General features: G+C 66.0%; 26 protein-coding genes. 13 read left to right on the top strand and 13 right to left on the bottom strand.

The window, feature by feature from the left end:
• The first annotated feature begins 16 nt into the window (after positions 1-16).
• Complete coding sequence (locus LQF09_RS05960; RefSeq protein WP_270069434.1) at positions 17-664, top strand: pyrimidine 5'-nucleotidase; 648 nt, start codon at positions 17-19, stop codon at positions 662-664.
• Between the two features lie 5 nt (positions 665-669).
• Here the strand turns inward: LQF09_RS05960 and LQF09_RS05955 are convergent, their stop codons facing one another.
• The 3 genes from LQF09_RS05955 to yihA form a co-directional block, all read right to left on the bottom strand.
• Positions 670-1,176 carry a GNAT family N-acetyltransferase gene (locus tag LQF09_RS05955; RefSeq protein WP_270069433.1) on the bottom strand — a complete coding sequence of 169 codons (507 nt, stop codon included), beginning with the start codon at positions 1,174-1,176 and terminating at the stop codon, positions 670-672.
• An 8-nt stretch (positions 1,177-1,184) separates the two neighbouring features.
• On the bottom strand, positions 1,185-2,201 hold the full coding sequence (gene hemB, locus LQF09_RS05950) for a porphobilinogen synthase (protein WP_002929357.1): 1,017 nt from the start codon (positions 2,199-2,201) through the stop codon (positions 1,185-1,187).
• Between the two features lie 177 nt (positions 2,202-2,378).
• Positions 2,379-3,029 carry a ribosome biogenesis GTP-binding protein YihA/YsxC gene (gene yihA / locus LQF09_RS05945; protein WP_270069432.1) on the bottom strand — a complete coding sequence of 217 codons (651 nt, stop codon included), beginning with the start codon at positions 3,027-3,029 and terminating at the stop codon, positions 2,379-2,381.
• Positions 3,030-3,151: 122 nt separating this feature from the next.
• Between yihA and LQF09_RS05940 the strand changes: the two genes are divergently transcribed.
• The 4 genes from LQF09_RS05940 to phoU all read left to right on the top strand — a co-directional run bounded on the left by LQF09_RS05940 (position 3,152) and on the right by phoU (position 6,871).
• The gene (locus LQF09_RS05940) at positions 3,152-3,781 is read left to right on the top strand and encodes a c-type cytochrome (protein ID WP_002929361.1); all 630 of its coding nucleotides are present in this window, start codon (positions 3,152-3,154) and stop codon (positions 3,779-3,781) included.
• A gap of 363 nt (positions 3,782-4,144) precedes the next feature.
• A complete protein-coding gene (moeA, locus tag LQF09_RS05935) occupies positions 4,145-5,395 on the top strand; it encodes a molybdopterin molybdotransferase MoeA (RefSeq protein WP_270069431.1) in 1,251 nt (416 codons plus the stop codon).
• A gap of 26 nt (positions 5,396-5,421) precedes the next feature.
• Positions 5,422-6,081, top strand: coding sequence for a ribose-5-phosphate isomerase RpiA (rpiA, locus tag LQF09_RS05930; protein WP_002929366.1), 660 nt, complete (start codon positions 5,422-5,424; stop codon positions 6,079-6,081).
• Between the two features lie 94 nt (positions 6,082-6,175).
• Positions 6,176-6,871 (top strand): phosphate signaling complex protein PhoU, encoded by a 696-nt coding sequence (gene phoU, locus LQF09_RS05925; protein WP_002929368.1) that lies wholly within the window; start codon positions 6,176-6,178, stop codon positions 6,869-6,871.
• An 81-nt stretch (positions 6,872-6,952) separates the two neighbouring features.
• Here phoU and LQF09_RS05920 read toward each other — a convergent pair whose 3' ends face one another.
• The 9 genes from LQF09_RS05920 to LQF09_RS05880 form a co-directional block, all read right to left on the bottom strand.
• Complete coding sequence (locus LQF09_RS05920; protein WP_002929370.1) at positions 6,953-7,225, bottom strand: oxidative damage protection protein; 273 nt, start codon at positions 7,223-7,225, stop codon at positions 6,953-6,955.
• A gap of 70 nt (positions 7,226-7,295) precedes the next feature.
• Positions 7,296-8,657, bottom strand: coding sequence for a GGDEF domain-containing protein (locus LQF09_RS05915; protein ID WP_002929371.1), 1,362 nt, complete (start codon positions 8,655-8,657; stop codon positions 7,296-7,298).
• A complete protein-coding gene (gene argA / locus LQF09_RS05910) occupies positions 8,654-9,979 on the bottom strand; it encodes an amino-acid N-acetyltransferase (RefSeq protein ID WP_002929373.1) in 1,326 nt (441 codons plus the stop codon). The genes LQF09_RS05915 and argA overlap by 4 nt, the downstream gene beginning before the upstream one ends.
• Positions 9,980-10,159: 180 nt before the next feature.
• Positions 10,160-10,762 (bottom strand): hemerythrin domain-containing protein, encoded by a 603-nt coding sequence (locus LQF09_RS05905; protein ID WP_002929375.1) that lies wholly within the window; start codon positions 10,760-10,762, stop codon positions 10,160-10,162.
• A gap of 43 nt (positions 10,763-10,805) precedes the next feature.
• Complete coding sequence (locus tag LQF09_RS05900; protein WP_002929376.1) at positions 10,806-11,597, bottom strand: ABC transporter ATP-binding protein; 792 nt, start codon at positions 11,595-11,597, stop codon at positions 10,806-10,808.
• Positions 11,598-11,611: 14 nt separating this feature from the next.
• On the bottom strand, positions 11,612-13,405 hold the full coding sequence (locus LQF09_RS05895) for a branched-chain amino acid ABC transporter ATP-binding protein/permease (protein ID WP_002938928.1): 1,794 nt from the start codon (positions 13,403-13,405) through the stop codon (positions 11,612-11,614).
• On the bottom strand, positions 13,402-14,439 hold the full coding sequence (locus LQF09_RS05890; protein ID WP_002929384.1) for a branched-chain amino acid ABC transporter permease: 1,038 nt from the start codon (positions 14,437-14,439) through the stop codon (positions 13,402-13,404). The genes LQF09_RS05895 and LQF09_RS05890 overlap by 4 nt, the downstream gene beginning before the upstream one ends.
• Before the next feature lie 111 nt (positions 14,440-14,550).
• Complete coding sequence (locus LQF09_RS05885) at positions 14,551-15,699, bottom strand: ABC transporter substrate-binding protein (RefSeq protein ID WP_002938929.1); 1,149 nt, start codon at positions 15,697-15,699, stop codon at positions 14,551-14,553.
• A 346-nt stretch (positions 15,700-16,045) separates the two neighbouring features.
• Entirely contained in the window at positions 16,046-16,867 is an 822-nt protein-coding gene (locus LQF09_RS05880; RefSeq protein ID WP_002938931.1) for an IclR family transcriptional regulator, read from the bottom strand.
• Positions 16,868-16,931: 64 nt separating this feature from the next.
• Between LQF09_RS05880 and paaY the strand changes: the two genes are divergently transcribed.
• Positions 16,932-17,555: a phenylacetic acid degradation protein PaaY gene (paaY, locus tag LQF09_RS05875; RefSeq protein ID WP_002929391.1), complete on the top strand. Its 624-nt coding sequence runs from the start codon at positions 16,932-16,934 to the stop codon at positions 17,553-17,555.
• A 19-nt stretch (positions 17,556-17,574) separates the two neighbouring features.
• Here the strand turns inward: paaY and paaX are convergent, their stop codons facing one another.
• Complete coding sequence (paaX, locus tag LQF09_RS05870; RefSeq protein ID WP_232431600.1) at positions 17,575-18,669, bottom strand: phenylacetic acid degradation operon negative regulatory protein PaaX; 1,095 nt, start codon at positions 18,667-18,669, stop codon at positions 17,575-17,577.
• Positions 18,670-19,028: 359 nt separating this feature from the next.
• On the opposite strand from paaX, the gene paaN reads away from it, so the two are divergent.
• From paaN to LQF09_RS05835, 7 genes are read left to right on the top strand one after another with little or no spacing between them, the layout of a single operon-like run.
• Positions 19,029-20,696: a phenylacetic acid degradation protein PaaN gene (gene paaN / locus LQF09_RS05865; RefSeq protein WP_270069430.1), complete on the top strand. Its 1,668-nt coding sequence runs from the start codon at positions 19,029-19,031 to the stop codon at positions 20,694-20,696.
• A 10-nt stretch (positions 20,697-20,706) separates the two neighbouring features.
• Positions 20,707-21,504, top strand: a complete 798-nt coding sequence (paaG, locus tag LQF09_RS05860) for a 2-(1,2-epoxy-1,2-dihydrophenyl)acetyl-CoA isomerase PaaG (RefSeq protein ID WP_002929398.1) — start codon at positions 20,707-20,709, stop codon at positions 21,502-21,504.
• The gene (paaH, locus tag LQF09_RS05855; RefSeq protein WP_002938939.1) at positions 21,501-23,060 is read left to right on the top strand and encodes a 3-hydroxyacyl-CoA dehydrogenase PaaH; all 1,560 of its coding nucleotides are present in this window, start codon (positions 21,501-21,503) and stop codon (positions 23,058-23,060) included. The genes paaG and paaH overlap by 4 nt, the downstream gene beginning before the upstream one ends.
• A complete protein-coding gene (paaI, locus tag LQF09_RS05850; protein WP_002929404.1) occupies positions 23,053-23,520 on the top strand; it encodes a hydroxyphenylacetyl-CoA thioesterase PaaI in 468 nt (155 codons plus the stop codon). Before paaH ends, paaI begins: the two co-directional genes overlap by 8 nt.
• A 36-nt stretch (positions 23,521-23,556) precedes the next feature.
• Positions 23,557-24,882, top strand: coding sequence for a phenylacetate--CoA ligase PaaK (gene paaK / locus LQF09_RS05845; protein WP_002938941.1), 1,326 nt, complete (start codon positions 23,557-23,559; stop codon positions 24,880-24,882).
• Positions 24,883-24,892: 10 nt separating this feature from the next.
• On the top strand, positions 24,893-26,113 hold the full coding sequence (gene pcaF / locus LQF09_RS05840) for a 3-oxoadipyl-CoA thiolase (RefSeq protein ID WP_002938942.1): 1,221 nt from the start codon (positions 24,893-24,895) through the stop codon (positions 26,111-26,113).
• Positions 26,114-26,129: 16 nt separating this feature from the next.
• Positions 26,130-26,915 (top strand): enoyl-CoA hydratase-related protein, encoded by a 786-nt coding sequence (locus LQF09_RS05835; protein ID WP_002938943.1) that lies wholly within the window; start codon positions 26,130-26,132, stop codon positions 26,913-26,915.
• Positions 26,916-26,985 lie beyond the last annotated feature (70 nt).

The raw sequence follows: 26,985 nt of genomic DNA, 5'->3' as shown, positions 1-26,985 counted from the left end.
ACGGAAGCCGAACAAGATGCCCCGCACCCCGATCTGGCTATTCGACCTCGACAACACCCTGCACAACGCCAGCCCGCACATCTTCCCGCACATCAACCGCAGCATGACGGACTATCTCGAGCAGCACCTCGGGCTGGCCCGCGGCGAGGCCAACGCCTTGCGCACACACTACTGGCACCGCTACGGCGCCACGCTGCTCGGCCTGATGCGCCACCACGGCACCGATCCACACCATTTCCTGCACGAAACTCACCGCTTCGACCGCCTGCACGAAATGATGGTATTCGATCGCGCCCTGCGCGGCATGCTGCGCAAACTGCCCGGTCGGCGCTTCGTGTTCTCCAACGCACCCCGCCATTATGCCAACGCCGTCCTCGACATCATGGGCGTGTCCGATCTGTTCGAGACAGTGATCGGCATCGAGGACCTGGACTTCCACCCCAAACCCGGCATTCGCGCCTATCGCAGCCTGCTGAGTTCGCACCGTCTCAACCCGGCGCACTGCATCATGCTCGAAGACTCGGCGGTAAATCTGCGCACGGCCAAGCGCCTGGGCATGCGCACGGTGCTGGTTGGCCGAGGTCTGCGCACGCCGGGATATGTGGATCTGAAGCTGGCCTCGATCCTAGACCTGCGCCGACGCCTCGGCGCCCTGCTTGCCTGAGGCGATCAGACCGCGGAGCGACGCATGTAGAGCGCCCCTGCACCGTACCCACAGGGCAACTCAGCGCCATCGGCAGCAAAACCAAGCCCGCGCCAGAAATCGATCGCATCGGCGAGCGCGACCAAGCCGAGAGCCTGCAGATTGCTCGCCCGAGACCAGGCCTGCACCTTGCCGAACAAGGCCCGTCCAAGGCCCAGCCCGCGCGCTGCGGGCGACACCGCGAGATCGTGCAGGAAGCCCTGCTCGAGGACGTCCGGCAGGCGCTCGATCGGCGAATGCAGGCGAGGAACACCCGACGACCAGGGGTGAGCAAAGACATAGCCGAGTGCCTTATCCCCATGCTCGGCAAACCAGCACGCAGCGGGCGCGAGTGCGAGCTTGCGGGCGAACACCTCGGCGCCCTCCTGGTAATCGTCGCCGTAGGCGAGGCGCTGAATTGCCAGCACCGCGTCAAGGTCAGCCTGCCGCATCGGTCGCAGCGTCACGCCGTTTGCGACCTCCTCCATCTCCATCCACCCACTCACGCGCCGGCTTTCATCCAGCGCGCGGCGTCGAGCGCGTAGTAAGTGAGGATGCCATCCGCGCCCGCGCGCTTGAAGGCAAGCAGCGCCTCGAGTGCGCACGCCTTCTCGTCGAGCCAGCCATTGGCCGCAGCCGCCTTGAGCATCGCATACTCGCCGCTGACCTGATAAACGTAGGTCGGCACCTCGAGCTCCTGCTTGACCCGCCGCACGATATCGAGATAGGGCATGCCCGGCTTCACCATGAACATGTCCGCCCCCTCTGCGATGTCGAGCGCAACCTCACGGATCGCCTCGTCGCTGTTGGCCGGATCCATCTGGTAGGTGTACTTGTTGCCCTTGCCCAGGTTGCCCGCGGAACCGACGGCATCACGGAAAGGGCCGTAGAAGCTCGAGGCATACTTGGCCGAGTAGGCGAGGATGCGCGTGTGGATGTGCCCGCCCGCATCGAGCTCGGCACGGATGCGCCCGACCCGCCCATCCATCATGTCGGAGGGTGCCACCACGTCCGCGCCCGCCTGTGCATGGCACAGCGCCTGCTTCGCCAGCGCCTCGAGCGTCTCGTCGTTCATGACATAGCCGCGCGGGTCTGCAGGATCGATCAGACCATCCTGGCCGTGGCTGGTGTAGGGATCGAGCGCGACGTCGGTGATCACACCAAGCTCGGGAAAACGCGCCTTGAGGGCCTGGACGGTGCGCGGCACAAGACCATCGGGATTCCACGCCTCCTCAGCCCCCTCGGTCTTGCCTGCGGCATCGATGACTGGAAACAGCGCCAACGCCGGCACACCCAGCGCCACCGCCTCCTCGGCCACCTTCAGCAGGCGGTCGATCGACACCCGCTCCACGCCAGGCATGGACGGCACGGCCTCGCTGCGCGCGCTGCCATCGAGGACGAAAACCGGGTAGATGAGGTCGTCCGCAGTCAGCACATGCTCGCGCATCAATCGCCGCGAAAAATCGTCACGACGCATGCGGCGCATGCGGATCGAGGGGAATGCTCCAGTCGGTCGCATAGTGTGTTCTCGCTGTTTTCGCAAATTCTCAAAGGCTGCCCGGGCAGTGGCCGCGGAACTTCCGGCGGAAGTCATGCATCTTAGCAAGCAGATGGCGCCCGGCCGCTTGCCGGCCATCTCCCGCTTCACCTCCCTGAGCGGGTGCCTCACGCCCCGTGAGGCATTTTTGGCCCCCGACTAAGTCCCCTGGTCGGGGGCTTTTGTTTCCTCTCCAGCTTCATCGGGGGGCGCAGCCTCCCCGTTGAGCCAGCCACCGATCACCCTCTCCGCCTCCTCCACGCCGCTCTTCTTCAAGCTCGAAAAGAGTTGCACGGTAACGAGCGGACCGAGCGGACGCAGCTGCGCTCGCACATCCTGCAAGGTGGCCGCAGCCGCGCCACGCGACAGCTTGTCGCTCTTGGTCAGCAGGACATGCATCGGTCGCCCGGTGCCAGCGAACCAGTTGATCATCTGGCGATCGAGCGGCGTGAGCGGGTGGCGCGAGTCCATGATGAGCACCAGGCCGATGAGGCTCTCGCGCTTCTTCAGGTAGGTCTCGATCAGGCCTTGCCAGTCACGCCTGACCTTCTCCGGGACGGCCGCGTAACCGTAGCCCGGCAGGTCGACGAGCAGCGCGCCATTGTTCAGACGAAAGAAGTTGATGAGCTGGGTACGCCCAGGCGTCTTCGACACGTAAGCCAGGCGGACGTGTCCGGCGAGCGTATTGATCGCGCTCGACTTGCCGGCATTGGAACGCCCCGCGAAGGCAACCTCCGGCCCGGAGGGCGGAGGCAGGCCGGATGGCTTGGCGATCGAGATCTCGAATTGTGCGTTGCGGAAAATTGGCATGAAGAATCGGCCGGAAAAGCCGGTTGGCTGCGGGATAAACCCCACTTCGCATCGCGCAAGCGGGGTTTCGTGTTATAGAATACCGCGTTTGAAATAATCACTCACGGCTTTCCGAGGACATCATGATCAAGCGTTCCCTGCTGCTCTCGTCGTTGTTGCTGGTCGCCGGCAGCCTCCAGGCTCAGGACCAGGCTCCGGACCTCGCCAAGGCGAAACAGACCGCCGAGACGCTCTGCGCGGCCTGTCACGGCGCCGATGGCAACAGCCAGCTCTCGGCCAACCCGAAGATCGCCGGGCAGCATGAAGACTACCTCTTCAAGCAACTGCGCGAATTCAAGGGCTGGAACGGCAACACCCCGGCGCGTGAAAACGCAGTCATGTCGGCCATGGTCGCCGGCCTCGAGGAAGACGACATGCGGGCGCTGGCACGCTACTACGCCTCCTTCGAGCTGCAGCCCGAGCCGGCCAAGAACCTCGACACCATCGAGCGCGGCCGTGCCATCTGGCGTGCCGGCATCGCCGACAAGGGCGTGCCTGCGTGCGCAGCCTGTCACGGCCCCGCCGGCGCCGGCATGCCTGCACAGTACCCGCGCCTGTCCGGGCAGTTCGCCGAGTACACCGAAGCGCAGATGAAGTCCTTCCGCGACGGCGTTCGCCACAACGACCCGAACAGCATGATGCGCATGATTGCGCTCAAGATGACCGATGCGGAAATCAAGGCCGTTTCGGACTACGCTGCCGGCCTGCGCTAAGCAACTGCAGTCCGCGGCAACGGGGGCGGCCCACCCGCCCTGGTTGCCGCGGCGGGCCGCAGCCCTGCCCTCCTTGAGCGCCGCAGCCCTCCCTTCCGGCTGGTTTCCAGCCCCTCGGCGCCGATTCGTCGGTCCGCTCCAGCCGTCCCAGGTGAGCCCTGCGCTGCTGGCTCCGCGCGCGTGCGGCGCCGCTCCGGTGAGCCTCCGCGCCCGGATTGCGCCGCCTGAGATCGCCGTACCGCCCCGCTTTCGCGTCCGCATGCAGAGGCGACGGTGGCGCCCCGCCCACGATCACGCTGGCGACCTGCCGCACACCAGACCCTTGACGCCGAAGGCCGGCCCTCACTCAGGACCACGACAGCCATGAATTCCTCCAGCACAAGCGCCGATCCCGCACGCAGCTTTCTGTCGGTCGATACGGCACGCGCAGCCATACTGGACTCACTCTCTCCGCTGTGCGGCTGGGAAAAAGTGGCTGTGCGAGCGGCGCTTGGCCGCGTACTGCGTACCGACGTCATCGCCCCTTACAACGTCCCTTCGCATGACAACTCGGCGATGGACGGGTACGCGATCCGTGCGGCAGATCTCGATGCGGGCACCGACACCGCGCTCGCCGTGGTCGGCACGGCCTACGCCGGACGGCCGTTCTCGGGCATCGTCGGCGCGGGCCAGGCAGTGCGCATCATGACGGGCGCTTCGATCCCGCAAGGCGCGGACACCATCGTCGTGCAGGAGGTCGTGCGCCGCAGCGACGACCGGGTCTTCGTGCCTGCAGGCCAGAAGAAGGGCCAGAACCTTCGCCGCGCAGGCGAGGATCTCGCCGAAGGCGGGGTCGCCCTTGCCGCGGGCCGGCGCTGCGGCCCGGCGGAACTCGGCCTGATCGCCTCCCTGGGCATTGCCGAAGTGGATGTATACCGGCCACTGCGCGTGGCATTTTTCTCCACCGGCGACGAGATCGCCTCGATCGGCCGGCCGCTCTGCCCTGGCGAGGTCTATGACAGCAACCGCTACACCCTCTTCGGCGCACTGTCCCGGCTGGGCTGCGACTTGATTGACATGGGGGTCATCCCCGACCGGCCCGATGCGCTGGAGGCGGCCTTTCGCGACGCGTCGGAAGCGGCCGACGTGATCATCACCAGCGGCGGCGTCTCGGTGGGAGAGGCGGACTTCATCCGCGAGATGATGGCGCGCATGGGCGAGGTCGCGTTCTGGAAGCTGGCGATCAAGCCTGGACGGCCGATGGCCTTCGGCCGCATCCGCAATGCAGTGCTGTTCGGACTCCCGGGCAACCCGGTCGCCGTCATGGTCACCTACTTTCAGTTCGTCCAGGACGCGTTGCTCAAGCTCATGGGCGTCACCCCACTGCCACCCGCCCAGCGCTTTGCCGTCCAGGCGGCCTTCACCCTGCGCAAGCAGCCAGGACGTACCGAGTACCTGCGCGGACGCCTGCAGCGCGACGGCGCAGCATGCTCGGTCGCCCTCGCCGGCGCTCAGGGCTCGGGCGTGCTCAGCTCGATGTCGGAGGCCGACTGCTTCGTCGTCCTTCCCGACGACTGCCTGTCGGTGCAACCGGGCGACACCGTTTACGTTCAACCCTTCCACGGCCTGCTCTGAGCAGCCATCCTCCCGGACTCCAAGCCATGACCCAGGACGAACTCAAGAAAGCCGCCGCCCATGCCGCGCTGGACTACATCACCGAGGGCACCATCGTCGGCGTCGGCACCGGCTCGACGGTCAACCACTTCATCGACGCCCTGGCCGGCATGCGTGAACGCATCCGCGGCGCCGTATCGAGCTCCGAGGCGAGTTCGGCCCGCCTGCGCGCGCACGGCATCGACGTGTTCGATCTGAACAGCATCGACACCCTCCCTGTATACGTCGATGGCGCCGACGAGATCGACGCAGGCTTCGCCATGATCAAGGGCGGCGGCGGCGCCCTGACACGCGAGAAGATCGTCGCCGCGGTTGCCGAGCGCTTCGTGTGCATCTGCGACGCCAGCAAGCGCGTCGACGTGCTTGGCCGCTTCCCGCTACCGGTCGAGGTGATCCCGATGGCGAGCAGCCATGTCGCCCGTGCGCTGCGGCGCCTGGGCGGCGAGCCTCGCATGCGCGAGGGCTTCGTGACCGATAACGGCAACCTGATCCTCGACGTCCACGGACTGTCGATCGATGCCCCGATCGAGATGGAAGCGCGCATCAACCAGATCGTCGGCGTCGTCACCAACGGCCTGTTCGCCGAGCGCGGCGCCGACATCCTGCTGCTGGCAACCGCCGGCGGCGTCGAGCGCTACGTTCGATAGGGCGGAGCAAATCAGGACGGCAAGAGCAGGATGAAACAAAAGCTTAACAAATGCCTGCTAGCCTTCCATTTCTTCCGACTGGACCATGGCAACAATGACTCAACACACTCTCAAGCAGTTCGACGTCGAACTCGAAGAAATCCGCCGCGGCGTACTGCAGATGGGCGGTCTGGTCGAAACCCAGGTCGCACGCGCGCTGGAAGGCCTGGCAAGTGGCGACCTGGCCCTGCTGGATGCGGTTACAGCGGGAGACAAGGAAGTCAACCTGGCACAGATCCAGCTCGATGACGAATGCAGCCGGCTCATCGCCCGGCGCCAACCTGCCGCCACCGACCTGCGCTTCGTACTGTCGGCAATCAAGGCCGTGGCCGACCTCGAGCGCATCGGAGACGAAGCCAAGAAGATCGCGAAGGCAGCCCGCCGCCTGCATTCGGCCGACGTACCTTTCACGCCGCGCGTGGGCCTGAGCCAGTCCGCTCAACTCGTGCTCGAGATGCTGCGTACCGCGCTCGACGGCTTCGCCCGCGCAGACGCCAGCCACGCTCAGGAGATCAAGCTCAAGGACGCCGAGGTCGACACCCAGTTCAAGGGCACGATGCGCCAGCTCATCACCTACATGATGGAAGATCCGCGCACCATCACCAGCAGCCTGGAGACGCTGTTCATCGCCAAGTCGATCGAGCGCATCGGTGATCACGCGATGAACGTCGCCGAGCACGTCGTCTATATGGTGAGCGGCGAAGACGTCCGCTTCGAAAACACGCAAGCCGTGCTCGGCGGAAAGCACTGAGCGGCCGCACGAATCGAAGCCGCGGTAAAAGAAAAACGGGGATGCGCAGGCATCCCCGTTTTTCTTGCCGATCGCCCGGGTTCAGTTGCTGGGCGGTACGTAGCCTGAGACCTGATCCGCGCCACCTTCGAAGAAGTGCTTCTCCATCTGTTCGGCGAGGTACTTGCGCGCGCGCGCATCCATCAGGTTGAGGCGGTTCTCGTTGATCAGCATGGTCTGGTACTTGACCCACTGCTGCCATGCCTCTTTCGAAACGCTCTCGAAGATGCGCTTGCCGAGCGCGCCCGGAACCGGCGGAAGGTCCAGACCTTCGGCCTCACGACCGAGCTTCACGCAGTTGACCATGCGAGCCATCTTTCAATCCTCTCTGCTGTCGGGTTCATTGATACACGAAGCCCCGATTCTAGCCGATTCGGCGCAAACCCTAGGCGCCCATCCGTCCCGACACCGTCGCGCGGTTGCGCCCCTCGCTCTTGGAGCGGTAGAGCGCCTCGTCGGCCGCCGCCACGAGCGCGTCACCACGTCGGGCATTTGCCGGGAAGCGCGCAATGCCCACGCTCGCGGTAACACCCACTTCATCACCCTCGAAGCAGAATCGCGACGCCGCGACCGTCTCGAGCAAACGGTGCGAAAGCTCGAGCAACTCATCAATGCTCGCATCGGGCACAAGCAGGGCAAATTCGTCGCCACCGATACGGAAAAGCAGTTCGTTCCTGCGCACGATGCGCCCGAGCGCCCGTGCAAGTCCAACGAGCACCTCGTCTCCCGCCTGGTGCCCGAATGAGTCGTTGATGGGCTTGAAGCCATCGAGATCGAAAGCGAGCAGGCCCACTGCCGAATGTCGCCGCTCGGCGTCCGCGAGCAAGCGCTCGAGCTCCTCGTGGAAACGGCGGCGATTGTAGAGCCCGGTCAGTTCGTCGCGCACCGCCAGCTCCACCAACTGCCGCGAGGTCCGGCGTGCCTCGCTCACGTCCTCGTAGATCCACACCCGGCCGATACCTCGCCCCTGCTCCCCCCCCTGCACGACGGCCGAGCGATCGGTCACCACACGACCATCAGCGAATACGAACTCGTGCTCCTCGCTTGCGGATTCCCGGCCACCCACCACCGCATCGATATGACCGAAGTACGCTTCAGGATCTGCCAGCACGTGCGCGGCCTGGCGCTTGAGCACGGCCTCCCTGCTGCCGACCAGCTCCGTAGCGGGCGGATAGGCCCAGATTTCGAGCATGGCGCGGTTGTGGTAAAGCACGCGACGGTCATGATCGATGAACAGGATCCCCAAGCGGATCAGATTCAAGAGGGCCGACAAACGCTGGCGCTCGTCGTTGCTGCGCAACAGGTAGTGCTCACGCAGGGCCTGAGCGCGGCGCAACTCGGCCACCGTCTCGAGCAATGCGTACTCGGCCTCCTTGCGCGCCTGGATATCCTCGGCCGACAGGCGCAGGCCGCCAGCCCGACGCCGCCAGTGCATGGCGACCCACACCACCCGCCCATCGCGCGCCACCAGACGCAACTCGAAATCCTGCGGCAAGCCGGTGTCGAGCACCTGCCTGGCCATACGCCGACAGAAATCGCGATCCGACTCGTGGAGCAGGAACGCAAAGAAGTCCCCGGCCGCAATGCAGTCGGCAGGCGCCTGCGCGGTGAGCCGGCCAATCGAGGGACTGATCCAGGTCAGACGCAGCGCCTCGTCGAACAAGGCTTCGACGCCGTGAACGCCCTCGGCCAGCTCGCGCAGGCTGGCGAGCTCATCGTCCCGGTCCAGCTTGCGCCCCCAGATCATAAGGTCTTGACGAACACCTTCGAGCGCCGCTGAAGGTTGTAGAGCTCGCGCTTCTGGCGCGGCAGCGCCTCCGGGCCGATCTCGCTGAAGCCGCGCTCGCGGAACCAGTGTGCGGTGCGCGTGGTGAGCACGAACAGGCGCTCCAGGCGCTGCAGGCGCGCCCGCCGCTCGATGCGCCGCAGCAGCTGGTCGCCAAGCCCGGCTCGGCGATACTCGGGCATGACCGCCAGGCAGGCGAGTTCGGCGGCGTTTTCCTCGCTGAACGGATAAAGCGCTGCGCAGCCGACCAGAACACCATCGTGTTCGACCACGGTGAAGCGTTCGATCTCTTGTTCCAGCAGTTCACGCCCGCGCCTGACCAGGGTGCCGTCGGCCTCCATCGGCGATATCAACGACACCAGCGCCGCCACGTCGTCCACCGAGGCCTCACGCAGGCGGAACAGCGGGTCGCGCGACACCACCGTACCGACGCCGGCATGGGTGAAGAACTCGAGCAGCAGGCCGCCGTCGAGGTCGCGATCGATGAGGTGGCAGCGAGCAACACCCTTGCGCACTGCACGAATCGCACTCGGCAGGAAGAAGTGCAGGTCCTCGGTCAGGCCTTCGCCAGTGTCGAGCTTGCGCTGGGCCTCGTCCGCGGTGACCGACTCGATGAGCAGGCCTGCTTCGTCAAGCAAGCCAGGGGCGTCGCACAGGTAAATGAGCTTCTCGGCCTTGAGTGCGACCGCCACCGCCTCGGCCACTTCTTCCATGGCCAGATTGAAGATCTCGCCGGCCGGCGACACGCCGAGCGGCGTGATGAGCACAACGTTCTGCTGGTCGAGGTCGGCGTTGATCTCGTCGGCGATGATCTTGCGCACGGCGCCGGTGTACTGGTAATCGACGCCTTCCATCACCCCGACTGGCCGCGCGGTGATGAAATTGCCACCGGTCACGCGCATATAGCTGCCGGCCATCGGGGTATTGGGCAAGCCCTGGGAGAGCAGCGCCTCGACCTCGAAGCGGGTCACCGCCATGGCCGACTTGACGCACTCGAGCGCCTCTGCATCGGTGACGCGCAAACCGTGGTGGAAGCGCGACTCCAGGCCGCGACGAGCAAGCTCGGCGTCGATCTGGGGACGCGCGCCATGCACCAGCACGAGGCGGATGCCGAGCGCCGCGAGAAGGTTGCAGTCGTAGGCGAGGCTTTGTGCGCGCTCACCGGCTGCCACCTCGCCACCGAATCCGACGACGAAGGTACGGCCGCGAAAGGCGTGGATATAAGGCGCCGCGCCGCGCACCCAGGCGACGAACTGAGCCGTGGCGTCATCGACCCGCGGCACGGTGGGAGAGGAAGAAGTAGATCCGGGGCTGGCGTTGTTGTTTTCGGCGCTCACACATTCACCGCTGCTGAAGCCGGGCGTGCGCGCGGGCTGCCCGGCCAAATGGAATTGATGCCGGAATTCTAGCCCGGATCCTCCGCCGCAGCGCGGCCCTCGCCGCCGAAAGGGCGGTGCAGCGCGCTAATCGGCCTTGTACGGCCCCGCACCAAGCCCGATCGGCGCCGGTGCGGCAGCGACCAGCCGGGAGAAGATCTGCGCAAAGTCCTCCTCGCCTGCCCTGGCGCCCGCGCGCGCGCCGCTCAAGGGATCATCGGCAATGAAGCCGGCATTGGCCCTGTCCCAGTCCTCGGCGGTGAAGTACTTGCGGATCAGCGGCAGCACCTCACGCTCCTCGGTGATCATGTGGCTGCGGTAGAAGGCCGCATAGTCCTCGAAAGCACGCTTGAAAGCCTCGAATCCGCCCGTGGGGTCCTGCGCGTAGCCCTTGACCGCAGCGTCCAGCACGGCGATGCGCGCCTCGGCTTGAGCGTGCTCGGCTTCGAGACGGTCGAGCGCGGCATCGGCATCATGCGTGAGTGCGCGCAGCGGCCCGAAGAGGAACTCGTCTTCCTTCGGGTGGTGGCGCCTTTCGGGGTAGGCATCGAGGTAGTGCACCATCGCCTCGAGCAACTTGTGGTCGGGCTGCAGGCGGCCCGCACCGATCTCGCCGATCATGTGGCGGATGGCGTGGATGATCGCCGCCAGCGACTGGTGTTCGTCCATCAGGATGCGCATCGCGTCCATGGGAATGTCCTTTAACGTTTGGGGTCCGGCTTCGCGGGCGAGCTCAGGTCGACAGCATCGCCTGGTGCTTGCCACCAAAGCCGAGATAGGCCTCGATCACGCGCGGGTCGTCCGCGAGTTCGTGCGCCGGGCCCTGCATGGCGATCTGGCCGGTCTCGAGCACATAGGCGTAGTCGGCCACCTGCAGCGCGGCGCGCGCGTTCTGCTCGACAAGCAGGATCGACACGCCGCGCCGGCGCAGCTCGCTGATGATGCGGAAGATCTCGCGCACGATCAGCGGCGCAAGCCCGAGGCTCGGCTCGTCGAGCATCAGCAGCTTGGGCTTGGCCATCAGCGCGCGGCCCACCGCCAGCATCTGGCGCTCGCCACCCGACATCGTGCCGGCGTGCTGATCGCGGCGCTCCTTCAGACGCGGGAACAGCGCATAGACCTCCTCGAGCGTCTGCGCGTGGTCGCGCTTGCCCATGCGGTAGCGCTGGAAGGCGCCAAGCACCAGGTTGTCCTCGACACTCATCTCGCCGAAAAGCTCGCGCTTCTCCGGCACCAGGGTCATGCCGCGCGCAACCATGCGCTCGACCTCGGGTACCACCTCCAGGCTGCCGTCGAAGGCGACCTGGCCTCTGGAACCGAGCACACCCATGATCGCCGACAGCATCGTCGTCTTGCCCGCCCCGTTGGGGCCGATCACGGTGACGATCTGGCCCTCGCCGACGGTGATGCTGGCGTTGGTCAGCGCCTCCACCTTGCCGTAGGACACACACAGCTCCTTGACCTCGAGCACCGGGTTCTTCGCACTCGCGTTCGAGGGCGCGCTGGCTTGGGTTTGTTGTGTCATCGCGTTCTCCTCGCTCACTCCACGCCGCCCAGATAGGCTTCAAGCACCGCCGGGTTCTGCTGCACCTCTTCCGGCAGGCCTTCGGCGATCTTCTGGCCGAACTCCATCACCACCACGCGATCGACCAGGTTCATCACGAAATCCATGTCGTGCTCGACGATCAGCGTGGCCATGCCTTCCGAGCGCAGCCTCTTCAGGAGTTCGGCGAGCGCCTGCTTTTCCTTGTAGCGCAGGCCGGCCGCGGGCTCGTCGAGCAGCAGCAGGCAGGGGTCGGCACACAGGGCACGTGCGATCTCAAGGATGCGCTGCTGGCCAAGCGCAAGACTGCCGGCCTCGTCGAACATATGGTCCTTGAGACCCACACGCTCGATCTGGTGCGCGGCCTCCTTGAGGATGCGCGCCTCTTCGGCGCGGTCCAGGCGCCAGGCCGAGCTGAGCACGCCCTTGTGGCTGCGCAGGTGTGCGCCGATGGCCACGTTCTCGAGCACGCTCATGGTGGGCAGCAGCTTCACATGCTGGAACGTGCGGCTCATGCCCATGCGGGCGATCTCACGCGAGTCACGACCGGCCACCGGCTTGCCCAGGAACAGCACCTCGCCCGAGGTCGGCGTATCGACACCCGAGATCTGGTTGAACATCGTGCTCTTGCCCGCACCGTTGGGGCCGATCAAGGCGAGGATCTCGCCGGCCTTGACCTCGAGGCTCATGTTGTTGTTCGCTACCAGACCGCCGAACCTGCGCGTGACGTCCTTGGCCTCGAGGATCAGCGTCCCGGGCGCGGGCAGCGTACGCCGCGGCAGAGGCTCGGCCTGGGCATCGATCGTCTTGTGGATGGTACGCATCGGCACAAGCTTCTTGAGGATCGGCCACAGGCCCTCGCGGGCGCGGTGCAGCACCAGCACCATCAGGATGCCGAATACGATCATCTCGAAGTTGCCGCTCGCGCCCAACAGGCTCGGCAGCCAATCCTGCAGCCACTGTTTGAGCACGGTGATGACGCCTGCGCCGACGATCGCCCCCCACACATAGCCAGCACCGCCGACCACCGCCATGAAGAGATACTCGATGCCGATATGCACACCGAACGGAGTCGGGTTCACGAAGCGCTGCATGTGCGCATACAGCCAGCCCGAGGCACAGGCCAGCAGCGCGGCGATCACGAAGATGATCATGCGCGCACGGCCGGTGTCGACACCCATCGCCTCTGCCATCACCCTGCCGCCTTTCAAGGCGCGGATCGCGCGCCCTTCGCGCGAGTCGAGCAGGTTGTGGGTGGTGAGCATGCCCAGCAGCAGGAAGGCCCAGATCAGGTAGAAGATCTCGCCGCCGCCATCGAGCGTCCAGCCGAACAACTCGATGGGCGGAATGCCGGTGATGCCGGTGTGCCCGCCCAGGCTTTGCATGGTGCCGAACAGGAAGTACAGGCTGATGCCCCAGGCGATCGTACCCAAGGGCAGGAAATGGCCCGACAGCTTGAGCGTGAGCGAACCCAGCAGGACCGCCACTGCAGCGGTAATGAGCAAGCCCGCCACAAGCGTGAGCCAGGGCGAAGCCCCCACCCAGGCCAGCCAGGCCGGCAGGTCCGTCGCCGTGGTCAGCGCAGCGGTGGTGTAGGCCCCCAGGCCGACGAAGGCCGCCTGGCCAAAGCTCGTGAGCCCGCCCACGCCGGTGAGCAGCACCAGGCCGAGGGCGACCATCGCATACAGGCCGATGTAGTTGAGCAGCGTCACGTAGTACGGCGAAAGGATCGCCGGCACCATCAACAGCAGGGCAAGGAAGGCCCCCAGCACCAGACGGTCGGTTCTCATTCTTCCTCCTCCACGTGGTGGCTGGTCAGCGAACGCCACAGCAGCACGGGGATGATCAGCGTAAACACGATGACTTCCTTGTACGCGCTGGCCCAGAATGAAGCGAAGGCTTCGAGCAACCCGACTGCAATGGCGCCCAGCGCGGCGATCGGGTAGCTGGCCAGGCCGCCGATGATGGCGGCAACGAAGCCCTTGAGCCCGATCAGGAATCCGGTGTCGTAATAGATGGTGGTGATCGGGGCGATCAGCACGCCCGAGAGCGCGCCAATGAAAGCGGCCAGGAAGAAGGTGAGCTTGCCGGCAAGCGCGGGCGAGATCCCCATCAACTGCGCCCCGACGCGGTTGATCGCGGTTGCGCGCAAGGCCTTGCCGTACAGCGTGCGTTCGAAGAACTGGTAGAGCGCCACGATCAGCAGCACCGACACCACCAGCACCCAGATCGTCTGCCCCGTCACCATCAGCGGGCCGAGATCGAAGCTGAGCTCGCTGAAGGCCGGCGTCCTGTGCCCCTCGGCACCGAAGAACAGCAGCCCCAGGCCCACCATCGCGATATGCAGGGCCACGGACACGATCAGCAGGATCAGCACCGGCGCAGAGGCGATCGGCTGGTACATCAGGCGGTACATCATCGGTCCCATCGGCACCACGATCGCCAGCGTGAGCACAACCTGCAGCACCAGCGGCAGTTCATTGACCGGCAGCGCGGACAACACAGCCACCAGCGCCAACGGATAGGCCAGGTTCCAGCCCGCCACCATGCCCGCACGCTGCATCTGGCCGGCCTTGAGGGCTTTGAGGCCGTCGAACGCCGTCACCAGCCCCCCCATCGCCACCAGCAGCCAAACCGTCGCAGGGGTCGCACCCGACTGCATCATCGCCAGTGTCAGCGCGCCGTAGGCCACGAACTCGCCCTGCTGGATGAAGATCACCCGTGTGACCGCAAACACCAGTACCAGAGCCAGCGCCAGCAGCGCGTAGATCGCGCCGTTGGTGATGCCGTCCTGGCCCAGGATCAGTGCAATTGACATATCCATGGATGTACCCCATGTCCGCTGGCCGCCATAAAACGCCAGTCGAGTTGAAAACACCGTGCCGGCCGCGCGACACGGGCAGGCGCGGAGCGCAAGCGCTCCGCGCCTCAGGACTTACTTGAGCAGCGACCAGGTGCCGTTGCGGATCTCGATCATCACGCGCGAGCGCTCGTCCAGACCAAGGTGGTCATCCGCGCTCATGGTGTAGATGCCGGTCGCACCCGCCACCTCCTTCACGCCCTCGAGCGCGTCGCGCAAGGCGCTGCGGAACTCGGCCGACCCGGGCTTGGCCACCTGCAGCGCAACCGGAGCGGCCGCTTCGAGCAGCACGCCCGCATCCCAGGCGTAGGCACCAAAGCTCGACACCGAACCCTCGCCATGCACCGCCTCGTACTTCTCCACATAGGCCAGCGCGCTCGCCTTGACCGGGTGGCTGTCGTCGAGGCTGCGTGCCATCTGCACCGGACCGACCGGCAGCAGCGTGCCTTCGCAGTCCTTGCCGCAGATACGCAGGAAGTCGTTGTTGGCCACGCCGTGCGTCTGGTAGATCGGCCCCTTGTAGCCACGCTCGCGCAGCGTCTTCTGCGGCAGCGCGGACGGCGTACCCGAACCGGCGATGAAGACGGCATCCGGCTTGGCGGCCATGAGCTTGAGTGCCTGGCCGGTCACCGAGGTGTCGGCCGGGTTGAAGCGCTCGTTGGCAACGAGCTCGATCCCCTTCTCCTCGGCCTGCTTCTTGAACTGCTCGAACCAGCCTTCGCCGTAGGCGTTGGCAAAGCCGATGAAGGACACCCGCTTCACGTTGTTGGCGGTCATGTGCTCGACGATCGCCGAAGCCATCTGCTGGTCGTTCTGCGGCGTCTTGAAAATCCAGCGCTTCTTGTCGTCCATCGGCGACACGATGCGCGCCGAAGCGGCAAGGGAGATCATCGGCGTACTGGTCTCGGCCGCGACATCGATCATCGCCAGCGAGGCCGGGCTGGTCGTCGAACCGATCAGCACATCGACCTTGTCCTCGGCAACCAGCTTGCGCGCGTTCTTGACCGCCGTGGTGGTGTCCGAAGCGTCGTCGAGCACGATGTAGCGCACCGGCTCGCCACCGATGGTGGTCGGCAGCAGCGCCACGGTGTTGCGCTCCGGGATGCCCAGCGACGCCGCAGGACCGGTGGCCGAGACGACGACACCGACCTTGATTTCGGCGTGGGCGGCGGAGGCGGCAAAGGCGAGGCTGATTGCTGCCAGCAGGGTGTGACGCAGTTTCATGGTTTCTCCTCCGATATTGATGCAAACAGCCGGGTACCCGTGACGGGCCTGTCTCACGGCGCCGCCCCGGACTTCGGCGCCTTGTGCTTCTGGACCTTGCCGAGAACCTGGCCGAGGCATCTGCCCGGACCAAATTCTGCATTACAGAAAACGTTTCTCTTATTAGAAATGATACAAAACAGCGCGTCAAGACATTATTTTGTATCGCATGAACACCCTGCCTGCGCCCCTCAGCCCCAACAACGAAAAAGGCAGGAGGACGCTCACCATCGAGCCTCCTCCTGCCTCATCCGCACTCTCATCCGCGACCTTCGCCGCGGTCGTGCCAAGCCCGCGCCGTGCCGCTCTATTGAATGTCGGCGTCCATCGCAAGCGAGTCCAACGTGGCGCCAAGCCGTCGCGAGAGCGCTGCCGCGGTACGACGCAGCGCCGCAATCGTCTCGCCATCCATGGAGAGATCCATCGACCCTTCGACACCGACGAGCGCGATCGCCATGGTGATCTCGTTCTTGAAGTTGAAAACCGGCGCCGCAGCAGCTTCGACGCCGCGCGCAAAATAGTCGCCACTGAGGACGACGACACCGGACTCGCGCACCTGCGCCAGCAGCGCCCGCGCGTCCTCAAGGTTCGCAACCCCCGCGGGCGCCCTGCCCGTCTCCAGTTCACGACGCAGCAGGGCTTCGGTCTGGCGCTCGGGGAGCCAGGCCGCAAACACGCGCCCACCCGCCGAGCGCAGCAGACTCAGGTGCGTACCGGTGACAACGTTCACCGTGATCGGTCGGCGCGGACGCTCCCAGCGCACCACCACCGGACCGGCATCGCTCCACACTGTGAGGGCGACGGTCTCGTTGGTTTCGTCACGCAGATCAGTGATCGCGAGCAGACCCAGACGGATGCGATCAATGCGATCGAGGGCCACCAGGCCGAGGTTGAGCGCAAAGGGTCCCAGGTCGTAGCGCGAGGTCAGCCGGTCCTGCTCGACCAGCCCGCTGCGGATGAGGCTGACCAGATAGCGGTGCGCCTTCGACGGCGGCATGCCAGCTGCCTCGGCGATCTCCTTGAGCATCATCGAACGCCTTCCCGTCGCCATCGCGCGCAGAATGCTCATGCCCACCTCGAGCGACTGAACCCCATGCTTGCCGTCAAGTTCTTCGTTCGCGCTGCCCATCGGGACTGTTCCTTATTGGAGAAATCGTTTATTTATATGTAACACAAACCTCAGGAGCGCGCGCGTGATCAAGCCGGAACTCAAAGTCTATGCAATCGATGGCATCGTGCCCGTGGTCGACCCGACCGCCTACGTTCACCCCTCGGCGATCCTTATCGGCGACGTGATCATCGGCCCGGGCTGCTATGTCGGCCCCTGTGCCAGCCTGCGCGGCGACTTCGGCCGCCTCATCCTGGAACGCGGTGCAAACCTGCAGGACACCTGCGTCATGCACGGTTTCCCGGGCACCGACACGGTGGTTGAAGAGGACGGCCACATCGGTCACGGCGCCGTACTGCACGGCTGCCGCATCGGGCGCAATGCGCTGATCGGAATGAACGCGGTGATCATGGACAACGTGGTGATCGGCGAGGAAGCCATCGTCGCCGCCTCGGCCTTCGTCAAGGCGGGTGCGGAGATCCCGGCACGCGTGCTCGTCGCCGGCGTGCCGGCAAAGGTCGTCCGCCCGCTCAGTGAAGACGAGATCCGCTGGAAGAGCCAGGGCACCGCGACCTACCAGGACCTGACCCGGCGCTGCCTGGCAACGCTATGCGAAACGACACCGCTGGCCGCGGTCGAACCTGGCCGCAAGCGCATCGAGATGCCGGACGTGATCCCGCTCGTCGAAACCCGCAAGCGCGAGGGCTGAGCCCCGCGCAAGCACTGCATCAGGTCGGCAGGGAAAGCAGGTCCGGGTCCCGGAAACGCTCATGCAGGCGCGGCGACGCCTCGGGCACCGAACCGTCGGCAAGCTGGAAGCAGGCATCGAGGTGGCGTTCCGACGCGCTCAGAAGCCTGCGGTAAAGCTCTCGGCAAAGCAGCCGGGCCTTCTGACCCGGCCAGTCGGACGGCAGCAGGACGTCGGGCAGCACCGGATCGCGCAGGAGCAGACGACGGTAGTCGTGGATCAGCAGCACGCGCAGCAGCAGGGCTGTCTCATCGCTCGTCTCGAAGCTGCCCTCGCGCAATTGCCCCAGCACGGGCCGATAGCGCGCCACGAAGTCCCGATACAAGTCAGCAAGGTGCGCCAGGTCCCAGGCCGAATGCACCATCGCCGCATCCGTCGCCGCCGCGCCCAGCGCAGCGTCCGCCGCGATCAGCGGCTTCAGCCGATCGAGCAGGCTGCCCAGGCCCTCGGCCACGAGCGCGTCAAAGGTTGCGATCAAGTCAACGCTTGGATGCACGAAGCAGTCGTTGTTGAGTGCCCCGAAGCCGTGCCACGTCAAGGCCTTGCGCAGGCGATCACGGTCCCGGGACGAAAACTCGCCGACAGTGACGATCAGCCGCCAACGCCGGTCCCATTGCGGCATCGCAGCTGCGTAGATGAGCCGCGACGCCTCATCCATGCGCTGCTCTGCCGACGGCGTGAGCAGGTAGTCGGTCCGCCGCCCTGCAGGCGCACTCGCCAGCCACTCGTCACGCACCAGACGAAACACCGCCGTCCGCACGAGACGCTCATTGAGACCCAGAGGCTGGAGCAAGCGGATGAGGCTCCCCAGCCAGATGCGCCCTCCCCGCGGCACCACGGCATCGCCGAACACCGAGATGATGAGCGAGCCCGCATGCACACGGTCTTTGCGACGGAAATCGTCGAGGATCTGCTGCGAGGGAGAGGACACGATAGTGGCGGGAGAGCGTGCATTTTGGGGGCGGAAGTCTAGCGGATTCAGTGGCTTGCGTACAGGCAGATGACGCCCTTCAGGCACCTCTTCGGCAACGCCGAGCCCCCGTTTCGAAGCCATCGCAGCACCGCCGCCGATCACTCGCGCCACGCCCCACCCACCATATCGAAGCCGGTCCGAGGGCAGGCTCTCGGCGCTGCAGCGGACGATCTGAAAGAATCCACAAAACGACTCCTGAAAACACTTTTTATTGTCATTTTTGTATCACATCAACAACCACCATAGATCATAAAAACTTTCTATGGAAAATATACAGGACCTGAAGTACAGACGAAATAAATCATATCTATATGTTTTTATTGTTATTTTGTTTTACGGAACATCTTTCCAATAGTGTAATACGAGCATTTTCAACAACATCAGAACGATACTTTCTATTGACCATTCGGCATCACATTTGTATCGTTTGAACACAGAACCACTCCCCCGGAGAGAGACGAATGAGCCACCCCCTTCTTGACAAGCACCGTGACACCCTCGATGGCGCGCTGTCCGCGATTGCGACGCGTGGCTACTGGACGCCCTTCCCGGAGATGCCGAGCCCGAAGCTCTACGGCGAAACCTCAGCCGACGACGGCAAGCGTGCCTTCGAGGCGCACCTGGGCAAGCGCTTCGAGTTCGATCAGCCAGGCCAGACCGGCTGGCACGGAGGCGAAGCCTCGCCCTACGGCATCGCGCTCGACGTCAGCTACCCGGTGTGCGACCCGGATGCACTGATCTCTGCCGGTCTCGAGGCCATGAAGGGCTGGCAGGCCGTGGGAGCGGATGGCCGCACCGGAATCTGCCTGGAGATCCTCGACCGCCTCAACAAACAGAGCTTCGAGATCGCTCACGCAGTGATGATGACCACCGGCCAGGGCTGGATGATGGCTTTCCAGGCCGGCGGCCCGCACGCCCAGGACCGCGGGCTCGAGGCCGTAACCTATGCCTGGCGCGAACAGAGCTTCGTGCCCGCTGAGACCACCTGGGAAAAGCCGCAGGGCAAGAACCCGCCCCTGGTCATGAAGAAGGACTTCCAGGTCGTCGGCCGCGGCGTAGGCCTGGTGATCGGTTGCGGTACCTTCCCGACCTGGAACACCTACCCGGGCCTGTTTGCAGCACTCGCCACCGGCAATGCAGTCATCGTCAAGCCGCACAGCAACGCCATCCTGCCGGCAGCGATCACCGTACGCACCATCCGCGCCGTGCTCGCCGAGAATGGCATCGACCCCAATCTGGTGAGCCTGTGCGTCGCCACCCAGCGCAGTGTCACCCAGAAGCTCGCCACCCACCCGGCGGTCAAGTCGGTCGATTTCACCGGCAGCAACGTGTTCGGCCAGTGGCTGATCGACAACTGCCGCCAGGCCCAGGTCTATGCCGAGCTCGCTGGCGTGAACAACATCGTCATCGACTCCACCGACAGCTACAAGGCAATGCTCGGCAACCTGGCCTTCACGCTGTCGCTTTACTCCGGCCAGATGTGCACCACCTCGCAGGCGATCTTCGTGCCCGCGGGCGGCATCGAGACCGAAGACGGCCACAAGAGCTACGACGAGTTCTGCGCCGACCTCGCCCGCGCCGTCGAGCGTTTCCTGTCCAAGCCCGAGGTCGCTCACGCGGTGCTCGGCGCGATCCAGTCGGCCGACACCGCAGAGCGCATCGACATCGCCAACAGCGGCGAACTGGGCAAGGTGGTGCTCGCCTCGCAGAAGCTCGACAACCCGGAGTTCCCGAACGCCAAGGTACGCACCCCGGTGCTGCTCGCCTGCGACGCCGCCGACGAAAAGGCCTACATGGAGGAGCGCTTCGGACCGATCAGCTTCATTGTCAAGGTCGCCGACACCGCCGCCGGCATCGCGCTGTCCGAGCGCGTAGTCAGCGTCCATGGTGCGCTCACAGTCGGCCTGTACTCGACCAAGCAGGCCGTCATCGACGCCATGACCGAGGCCACCTGGCGCGGCAAGGTTGCGTTGTCGATCAACCTCACCGGCGGCGTGTTCGTGAACCAGTCGGCCGCCTTCTCCGACTACCACGGCACAGGTGGCAACCCGGCTGCCAACGCCTCGTACGCGGACTCCGCCTTCGTCGCCAACCGCTTCCGTGTCGTTCAGCGCCGCTATCACGTCTGAGGAGGCGCTCGTGGAATACCAGAACATCCAGTTCGCGGTGGAGGCGGGCGTCGCCCGCCTGACACTCAACCGCCCCGACAAGCTCAACAGCTTCACTGGCGACATGCATGCCGAACTGCGTGACGCACTGGACCGCGTGCACGCCGACCATGCCACGCGCGTGCTGGTGCTGAGCGGCGCCGGGCGGGCCTTCTGCGCCGGCCAGGACCTCGCCGACCCCGACATGGCTACGCAGCCCGACGGCCGCCTACCCGACATCGGCGACGTCGTCGACAAGAACTACAAACCGCTGGTGCTGCGCCTGCAGAACCTGCGCGTACCCACCATGGCTGCCGTCAATGGCATCGCCGCCGGTGCCGGCGCCAGCCTGGCGCTGGCCTGCGACCTGGTGGTGGCGACGAAGTCGGCGTCCTTCCTGCAGGCGTTCAGCAAGATCGGCCTCATCCCCGACACCGGCGGCACCTGGTTCCTGCCCCAGCGCGTCGGCATGGCACGCGCCATGGGCCTGGCCCTGCTCGCCGACAAGCTGCCCGCGGAGAAGGCCGCCGACTGGGGCCTGATCTGGGCCGCGTACGACGACGCCGAGTTCGGCGCCAAGGTCGACGCGCTCGCCACCCAGCTCGCCGCCATGCCCACCAAGGCGCTGGTGCGCACCCGCCAGGCCATGCACGCCGCCCCCGGCCACACCCTCGAACAGCAGCTCTCCTTCGAAGGCGGCTTCATGCGCGAGTTGGGCTGGAGCGCGGACTACGCCGAGGGCGTCGCCGCCTTCACTGAAAAGCGCGCGCCGAGGTTCACCGGGAAATGATCGTGAACGCCACCCAGACCTGCAAACCCGTCGCACACGCATTGCCCACCTCGGCCATCGTCGCCGTGGTCGGTACCGGTGCCATGGGTGCCGGCATCGCACAGGTCGCGGCTGCGGCCGGCCACGTGGTCAAGCTGCTCGATAACCGACCGGGCGCCGCCGCCAAGGCAATCGAGGGCATCCGCGCCCAGTTCGGCAAGCTTGCCGACAAGGCGAAGATGAGTGCCGAGGCCGCACAGGCCGCAAGCGCGCGCCTGGTCGCCGTCGAGCAGCTCGGCGATCTCGCCGATGCCGCACTGGTCATCGAAGCTATCGTCGAGAACCTCGAAGCCAAGCAGACGCTGTACCGCAACCTGGAAGAGATCGTCGCTGCCGACTGCATCTTCGGCACCAATACCTCCTCCATCTCGGTGACCTCGATCGGCGCCGCACTGCAGCGCCCCGAGCGCCTGGCCGGCCTGCACTTCTTCAACCCGGCGCCGCTGATGAAGCTGGTCGAGATCGTCTCCGGGCTTGCCACCGAGCGCGCCGTGGCCGACACCCTGTTCGCCACCGCTGCGGCTTGGGGCAAGACGCCGGTGCATGCACGCTCGACCCCGGGTTTCATCGTCAACCGTGTCGCCCGGCCGTACTACGCCGAGGCACTGCGCGTCCTCAATGAAGGCGGTGGCGACTGTGCCACGGTGGATGCCATCATGCGTGACGCCGGCGGCTTCCGCATGGGGCCGTTCGAACTGATGGACATGATCGGCCACGACGTAAACTTCGCCGTGACCCGTTCGGTATGGAACGCGTTCTACAACGATCCGCGCTTCACCCCCTCCCTGATCCAGCAGGAGCTGGTCGACGCCGGTTTCTACGGGCGCAAGTCGGGACGCGGCTTCTATGATTACCGCGACGGCGCCGAGCGTCCCGGTGCGCAGGTCGCCGTGGCGCAGCAGGCACCCGGCGACATCGTGCTGCATGGCCACTCGGCCGTGGCCCATGCGCTTGCCGATCGCCTGTTCGAACGCAAGATCGCCCACACCTGGGGTGAGGCCGCAGACGGCCGCATCGCCGAGGTGGGCGGCGCAGTGATCTTCGTGACTGACGGCCGCACGGCCACCCAGCGCGCCGCCGAGTCGGGCATCGACAATGTGGTGTTGATCGACCTCGCACTCGACTACGCCAGCGCTCCCCGCCTGGCCGTCGGCGCCGCGATCAACTGCTTCGCCCCAGCCGTCGGCGCCGCTATCGGACTGCTTCAGGCCGCCGGCTTCGAGGTCTGCCGCCTCGGTGATACGCCGGGCCTGGCGGTGATGCGCACGGTCGCCATGCTCGCCAACGAAGCCGCCGACGCCGTGCATCAGGGCGTATGCGATGCCGCGGCCGCCGATGCGGCAATGAAGCTCGGCGTTAACTACCCGCGCGGCCCGCTCGAGTGGGCCGACCGCATCGGCCTCCCGGCCATCTGCACGGTGCTCGCCAACCTCGCCCGCTTCTATGGCGAAGACCGCTACCGCGTCTCGCCGCTGATCCAGCAGCGCGTCCTTGCCGGAAAGAAGATCCATGACTGATATCCAGACCATCCCCACGGACCCGCAGGCCCTGGCCGAAGCCGTGGCCGCTGCAATGTGGTCGCGCGACCGCGCCGCCCAGGCGCTGGGCATCCGCATCGAGGCCGTCGGCCCCGGCACCGCCACGCTCAGCATGCTGGTGCGCGGCGACATGGTGAATGGCCACCACATCTGCCACGGCGGCCTCATCTTCTCGCTTGCCGACACCGCCTTCGCCTACGCCTGCAACGCCTACAACCGCAACACCGTGGCCTCGGGCTGCAACATCGACTTCGTCGCCCCCGGCAAGGAAGGCGACACGCTCACCGCCGAGGCCATCGAGCGCTCGGCCTCGGGACGCACCGGCGTCTATGACATCACCGTGCGCGACGGCAGCGGCAGGACGGTCGCGCTTTTCCGTGGCAAGAGCTACCGCATCGCCGGCGAGGTCATCGCCGGCCTGGCAGCAGAACAGGCCTGAGCGGCCCCCGAAGAACAGAGAGGAGAGGACAACATCATGACCGTGAAGCGCCCCCAGCCCGGCGAACTCGACCCGATCGAGACCGCCAGCCGTGACGAGATCTCCGCCCTGCAACTGCAGCGCCTGCAGTGGTCGGTGCGCCACACCTACGACAACGTCGCAGCCTACCGCATGCGCTGCCAAGAAAAGGGCGTGCACCCCGACGACCTCAAGTCGCTCGCCGACCTCGCCAGGTTCCCGTTCATGACCAAGACGGACCTGCGCGACAACTACCCCTTCGGCCTGTTCGCCGTGCCGCGCGACAAGGTACTGCGCCTGCATGCCTCGAGCGGTACCACCGGCAAGTCGGTGGTGGTCGGCTATACCCGCAACGACCTCGACAACTGGGCCGACGTCGTCGCCCGTTCGCTGCGCGCCGCCGGCGTGCGCGCCGGCGACATGGTGCACAACGCCTATGGCTACGGCATGTTCACGGGCGGCCTCGGCGCCCACTACGGCATCGAGCGCCTGGGCTGCACCGTGGTGCCGATGTCGGGCGGGCAGACCGAGAAACAGGTGCAACAGATCGTCGATTTCCGCCCCGACGCAATCATGGTCACGCCGTCGTACTCGCTGGTGATCGCAGAGGAGTTCGAGCGCCTCAACATCAAGCCCGAGGAGATCTCGCTCAAGGTCGGCATCTTCGGCGCCGAGCCCTGGGGTGAAGGCATGCGCGCCGAGATCGAGCGCAAGCTCGGCATCGACGCCATCGACATCTACGGCCTCACCGAAGTCATGGGGCCGGGCGTAGCCTGCGAGTGCATCGAGACCAAGGACGGCCCGGTGATCTGGGAAGATCATTTCTACCCCGAGATCATCGACCCCGACACCGGCGAGGTGCTGCCCGACGGCGAGGAAGGCGAGCTCGTGTTCACCTCGCTCACCAAGGAAGCCTTCCCGGTCATCCGCTACCGCACCCGCGACCTCACCCGCCTGCTGCCGCCGACTGCACGTTCGTTCCGCCGTATCGGCAAGATCACCGGGCGCTCGGACGACATGCTGATCGTGCGCGGTGTGAACGTGTTCCCGACCCAGATCGAGGAGCAGATCCTGCGCGACAAGCGCCTGTCCGGCAATTACCAGATCGTGCTCACCCGCGACGGTCACATGGACAACGTCGAGGTGCGCTGCGAAGTCCAGCGCGAGTTGTCGGGAGCGCTCAGCCGCAACGACACCGAGCTGATCGCGCGCGAACTGCAGTCCCACATCAAGACCATCATCGGCATCACCACCAAGGTGAGCGTGATGGAGTTCGATACCATTCCGCGCACGCTGACCGGCAAGGCCCGCCGCGTCATCGACCAGCGCCCGAAGCAGCTCTGAGGAGCGCACGATGACACAAGCCTCAACGCCCCAAGCCTTCATCTGCGACGCCATTCGCACCCCGATCGGCCGCTACGGCGGCACGCTCGCAGCAGTGCGCGCCGACGATCTCGGTGCCGTGCCGCTCAAGGCCCTGATGACCCGTAACCCGCAGGTCGACTGGGCTGCGGTGGAGGACATCATCTACGGCTGCGCCAACCAGGCCGGCGAGGACAACCGCAACGTCGCACGCATGTCCGGCCTGCTCGCCAGGCTGCCGATCGAGGTCCCCGGCACCACGGTCAACCGCCTGTGCGGCTCCGGCATGGACGCCATCGGCCTGGCCGCGCGCTCGATCAAGTCGGGCGAGACCGCGCTGATGATCGCTGGCGGCGTCGAGAGCATGTCGCGCGCGCCCTTCGTGATGGGCAAGGCCGAAAGCGCGTTCTCGCGCCAGGCCGCGATCTACGACACCACCATCGGCTGGCGCTTCATCAACCCGATGATGAAGAAGCTGTACGACACGCACTCGATGCCGCAGACCGCGGACAATGTCGCCGCCGAGTTCGACATCTCGCGCGCCGACCAGGACGCCTTCGCGCTGCGCTCGCAACAGCGCTGGGCCGCCGCCCACGCCGCCGGCCGTTTCGCGGACGAGCTGGTACCGGTAGAGATCCCGCGCAAGAAGGGCGAACCGATCGTGTTCGACACCGATGAGCATCCGCGCCCCGACACCACGCTCGAGATGCTGGCCAAGCTCAAGGGCGTCAACGGTCCCGAACTCAGCGTCACCGCCGGCAACGCCTCGGGCGTCAATGATGGCGCGTGCGCAGTGCTGCTGGCCTCCGAAGCCGCCGCCGCGGCGCACGGCCTCACCCCCCGCGCGCGCGTCGTCGCCATGGCCACTGCCGGCGTGCCGCCGCGCATCATGGGCTTCGGCCCGGCGCCCGCGGTGCGCAAGGTGCTGGCCAAGGCCGGCCTCACCCTCGACCAGATGGATGTCATCGAACTCAACGAAGCCTTCGCCGCACAGGCGCTCGCCGTGGTCCGCGACCTCGGCCTCGCCGACGACGAGGCGCGCGTGAACCCCAACGGCGGCGCGATCGCCATGGGCCACCCGCTCGGCATGAGCGGCGCGCGCCTGGTCACCACCGCGGCCTACGAGCTGAAGCGCCGCAATGGCCGTTACGCGCTGTGCACCATGTGCATCGGTGTCGGCCAGGGGATCGCGATGATCATCGAGCGCGTCTGAAGCACAGGACATGGCCATGACCTACGACACTCTTGCCATAGAACGCTGCGGCGCCGTCGCCACCGTCTGGATGGATCGCCCTGAGGTATTCAACGCCTTCGACGAGCAGCTCATCGCCGAACTCGCCGCTGCCTGCGCGGCGCTCGACGCCGACGCTGGCGTGCGCGTGGTCGTGCTCGCCGGCCGTGGCAAGCACTTCTCGGCGGGTGCAGACCTGAACTGGATGCGCCGCGCCGCCGACAGCAGCGAAGCCGACAACCTCGCCGATTCGCGCAAGTTCGCCGCCATGCTGCATACGCTGGCAAGCATGTCGAAACCGACAATCGCCCGCGTACAGGGCGCCGCACTTGGCGGTGGCACCGGCCTGACCGCGGCCTGCGACATGGCGATTGCCGCGGCCGACGCCAGCTTTGCGACCTCCGAGGTCAAGTTCGGCATCATCCCCGCGGTCATCAGCCCGTACGTACTGCGCGCCATCGGCCCGCGCCACGCGCTGCGCTACTTCCAGAGCGCCGAACGCTTCGGTGCAGCGGAGGCCAAAGCAATGGGACTGGTCAGCGAGGTCGTTGCCGTGGATGAACTCGACGCTGCCGTGGACCGCCTGGTCCAGGCCCTGCTGGCCTGCGGCCCGCAGGCCCAGCTCGCAGCCAAACAGCTGATCGCGGCGATCAACGGGCGTCCGATCGACCCCGAGGTCGGCGAGGAAACCGCGACCCGCATTGCCCGCCAGCGCGCCACCGCAGAGGCACGCGAGGGCTTCGCAGCCTTCTTCGAGAAGCGCCAGCCCGCATGGATGGCATGAACCCCCGCCGCGCCCGGAGCGCAGCGGACCACTGAGGAAAGGGCGGGCCACACGTCCCGCGTTCCGCACC

It is taken from the genome of Thauera sp. WB-2, assembly GCF_027594845.1.
In the GTDB taxonomy this organism is placed as follows: Bacteria; Pseudomonadota; Gammaproteobacteria; order Burkholderiales; family Rhodocyclaceae; genus Thauera; species Thauera mechernichensis.
Note: the sequence above shows the minus strand (reverse complement) of the source record. Positions and strands in the feature narration are given on the sequence as shown.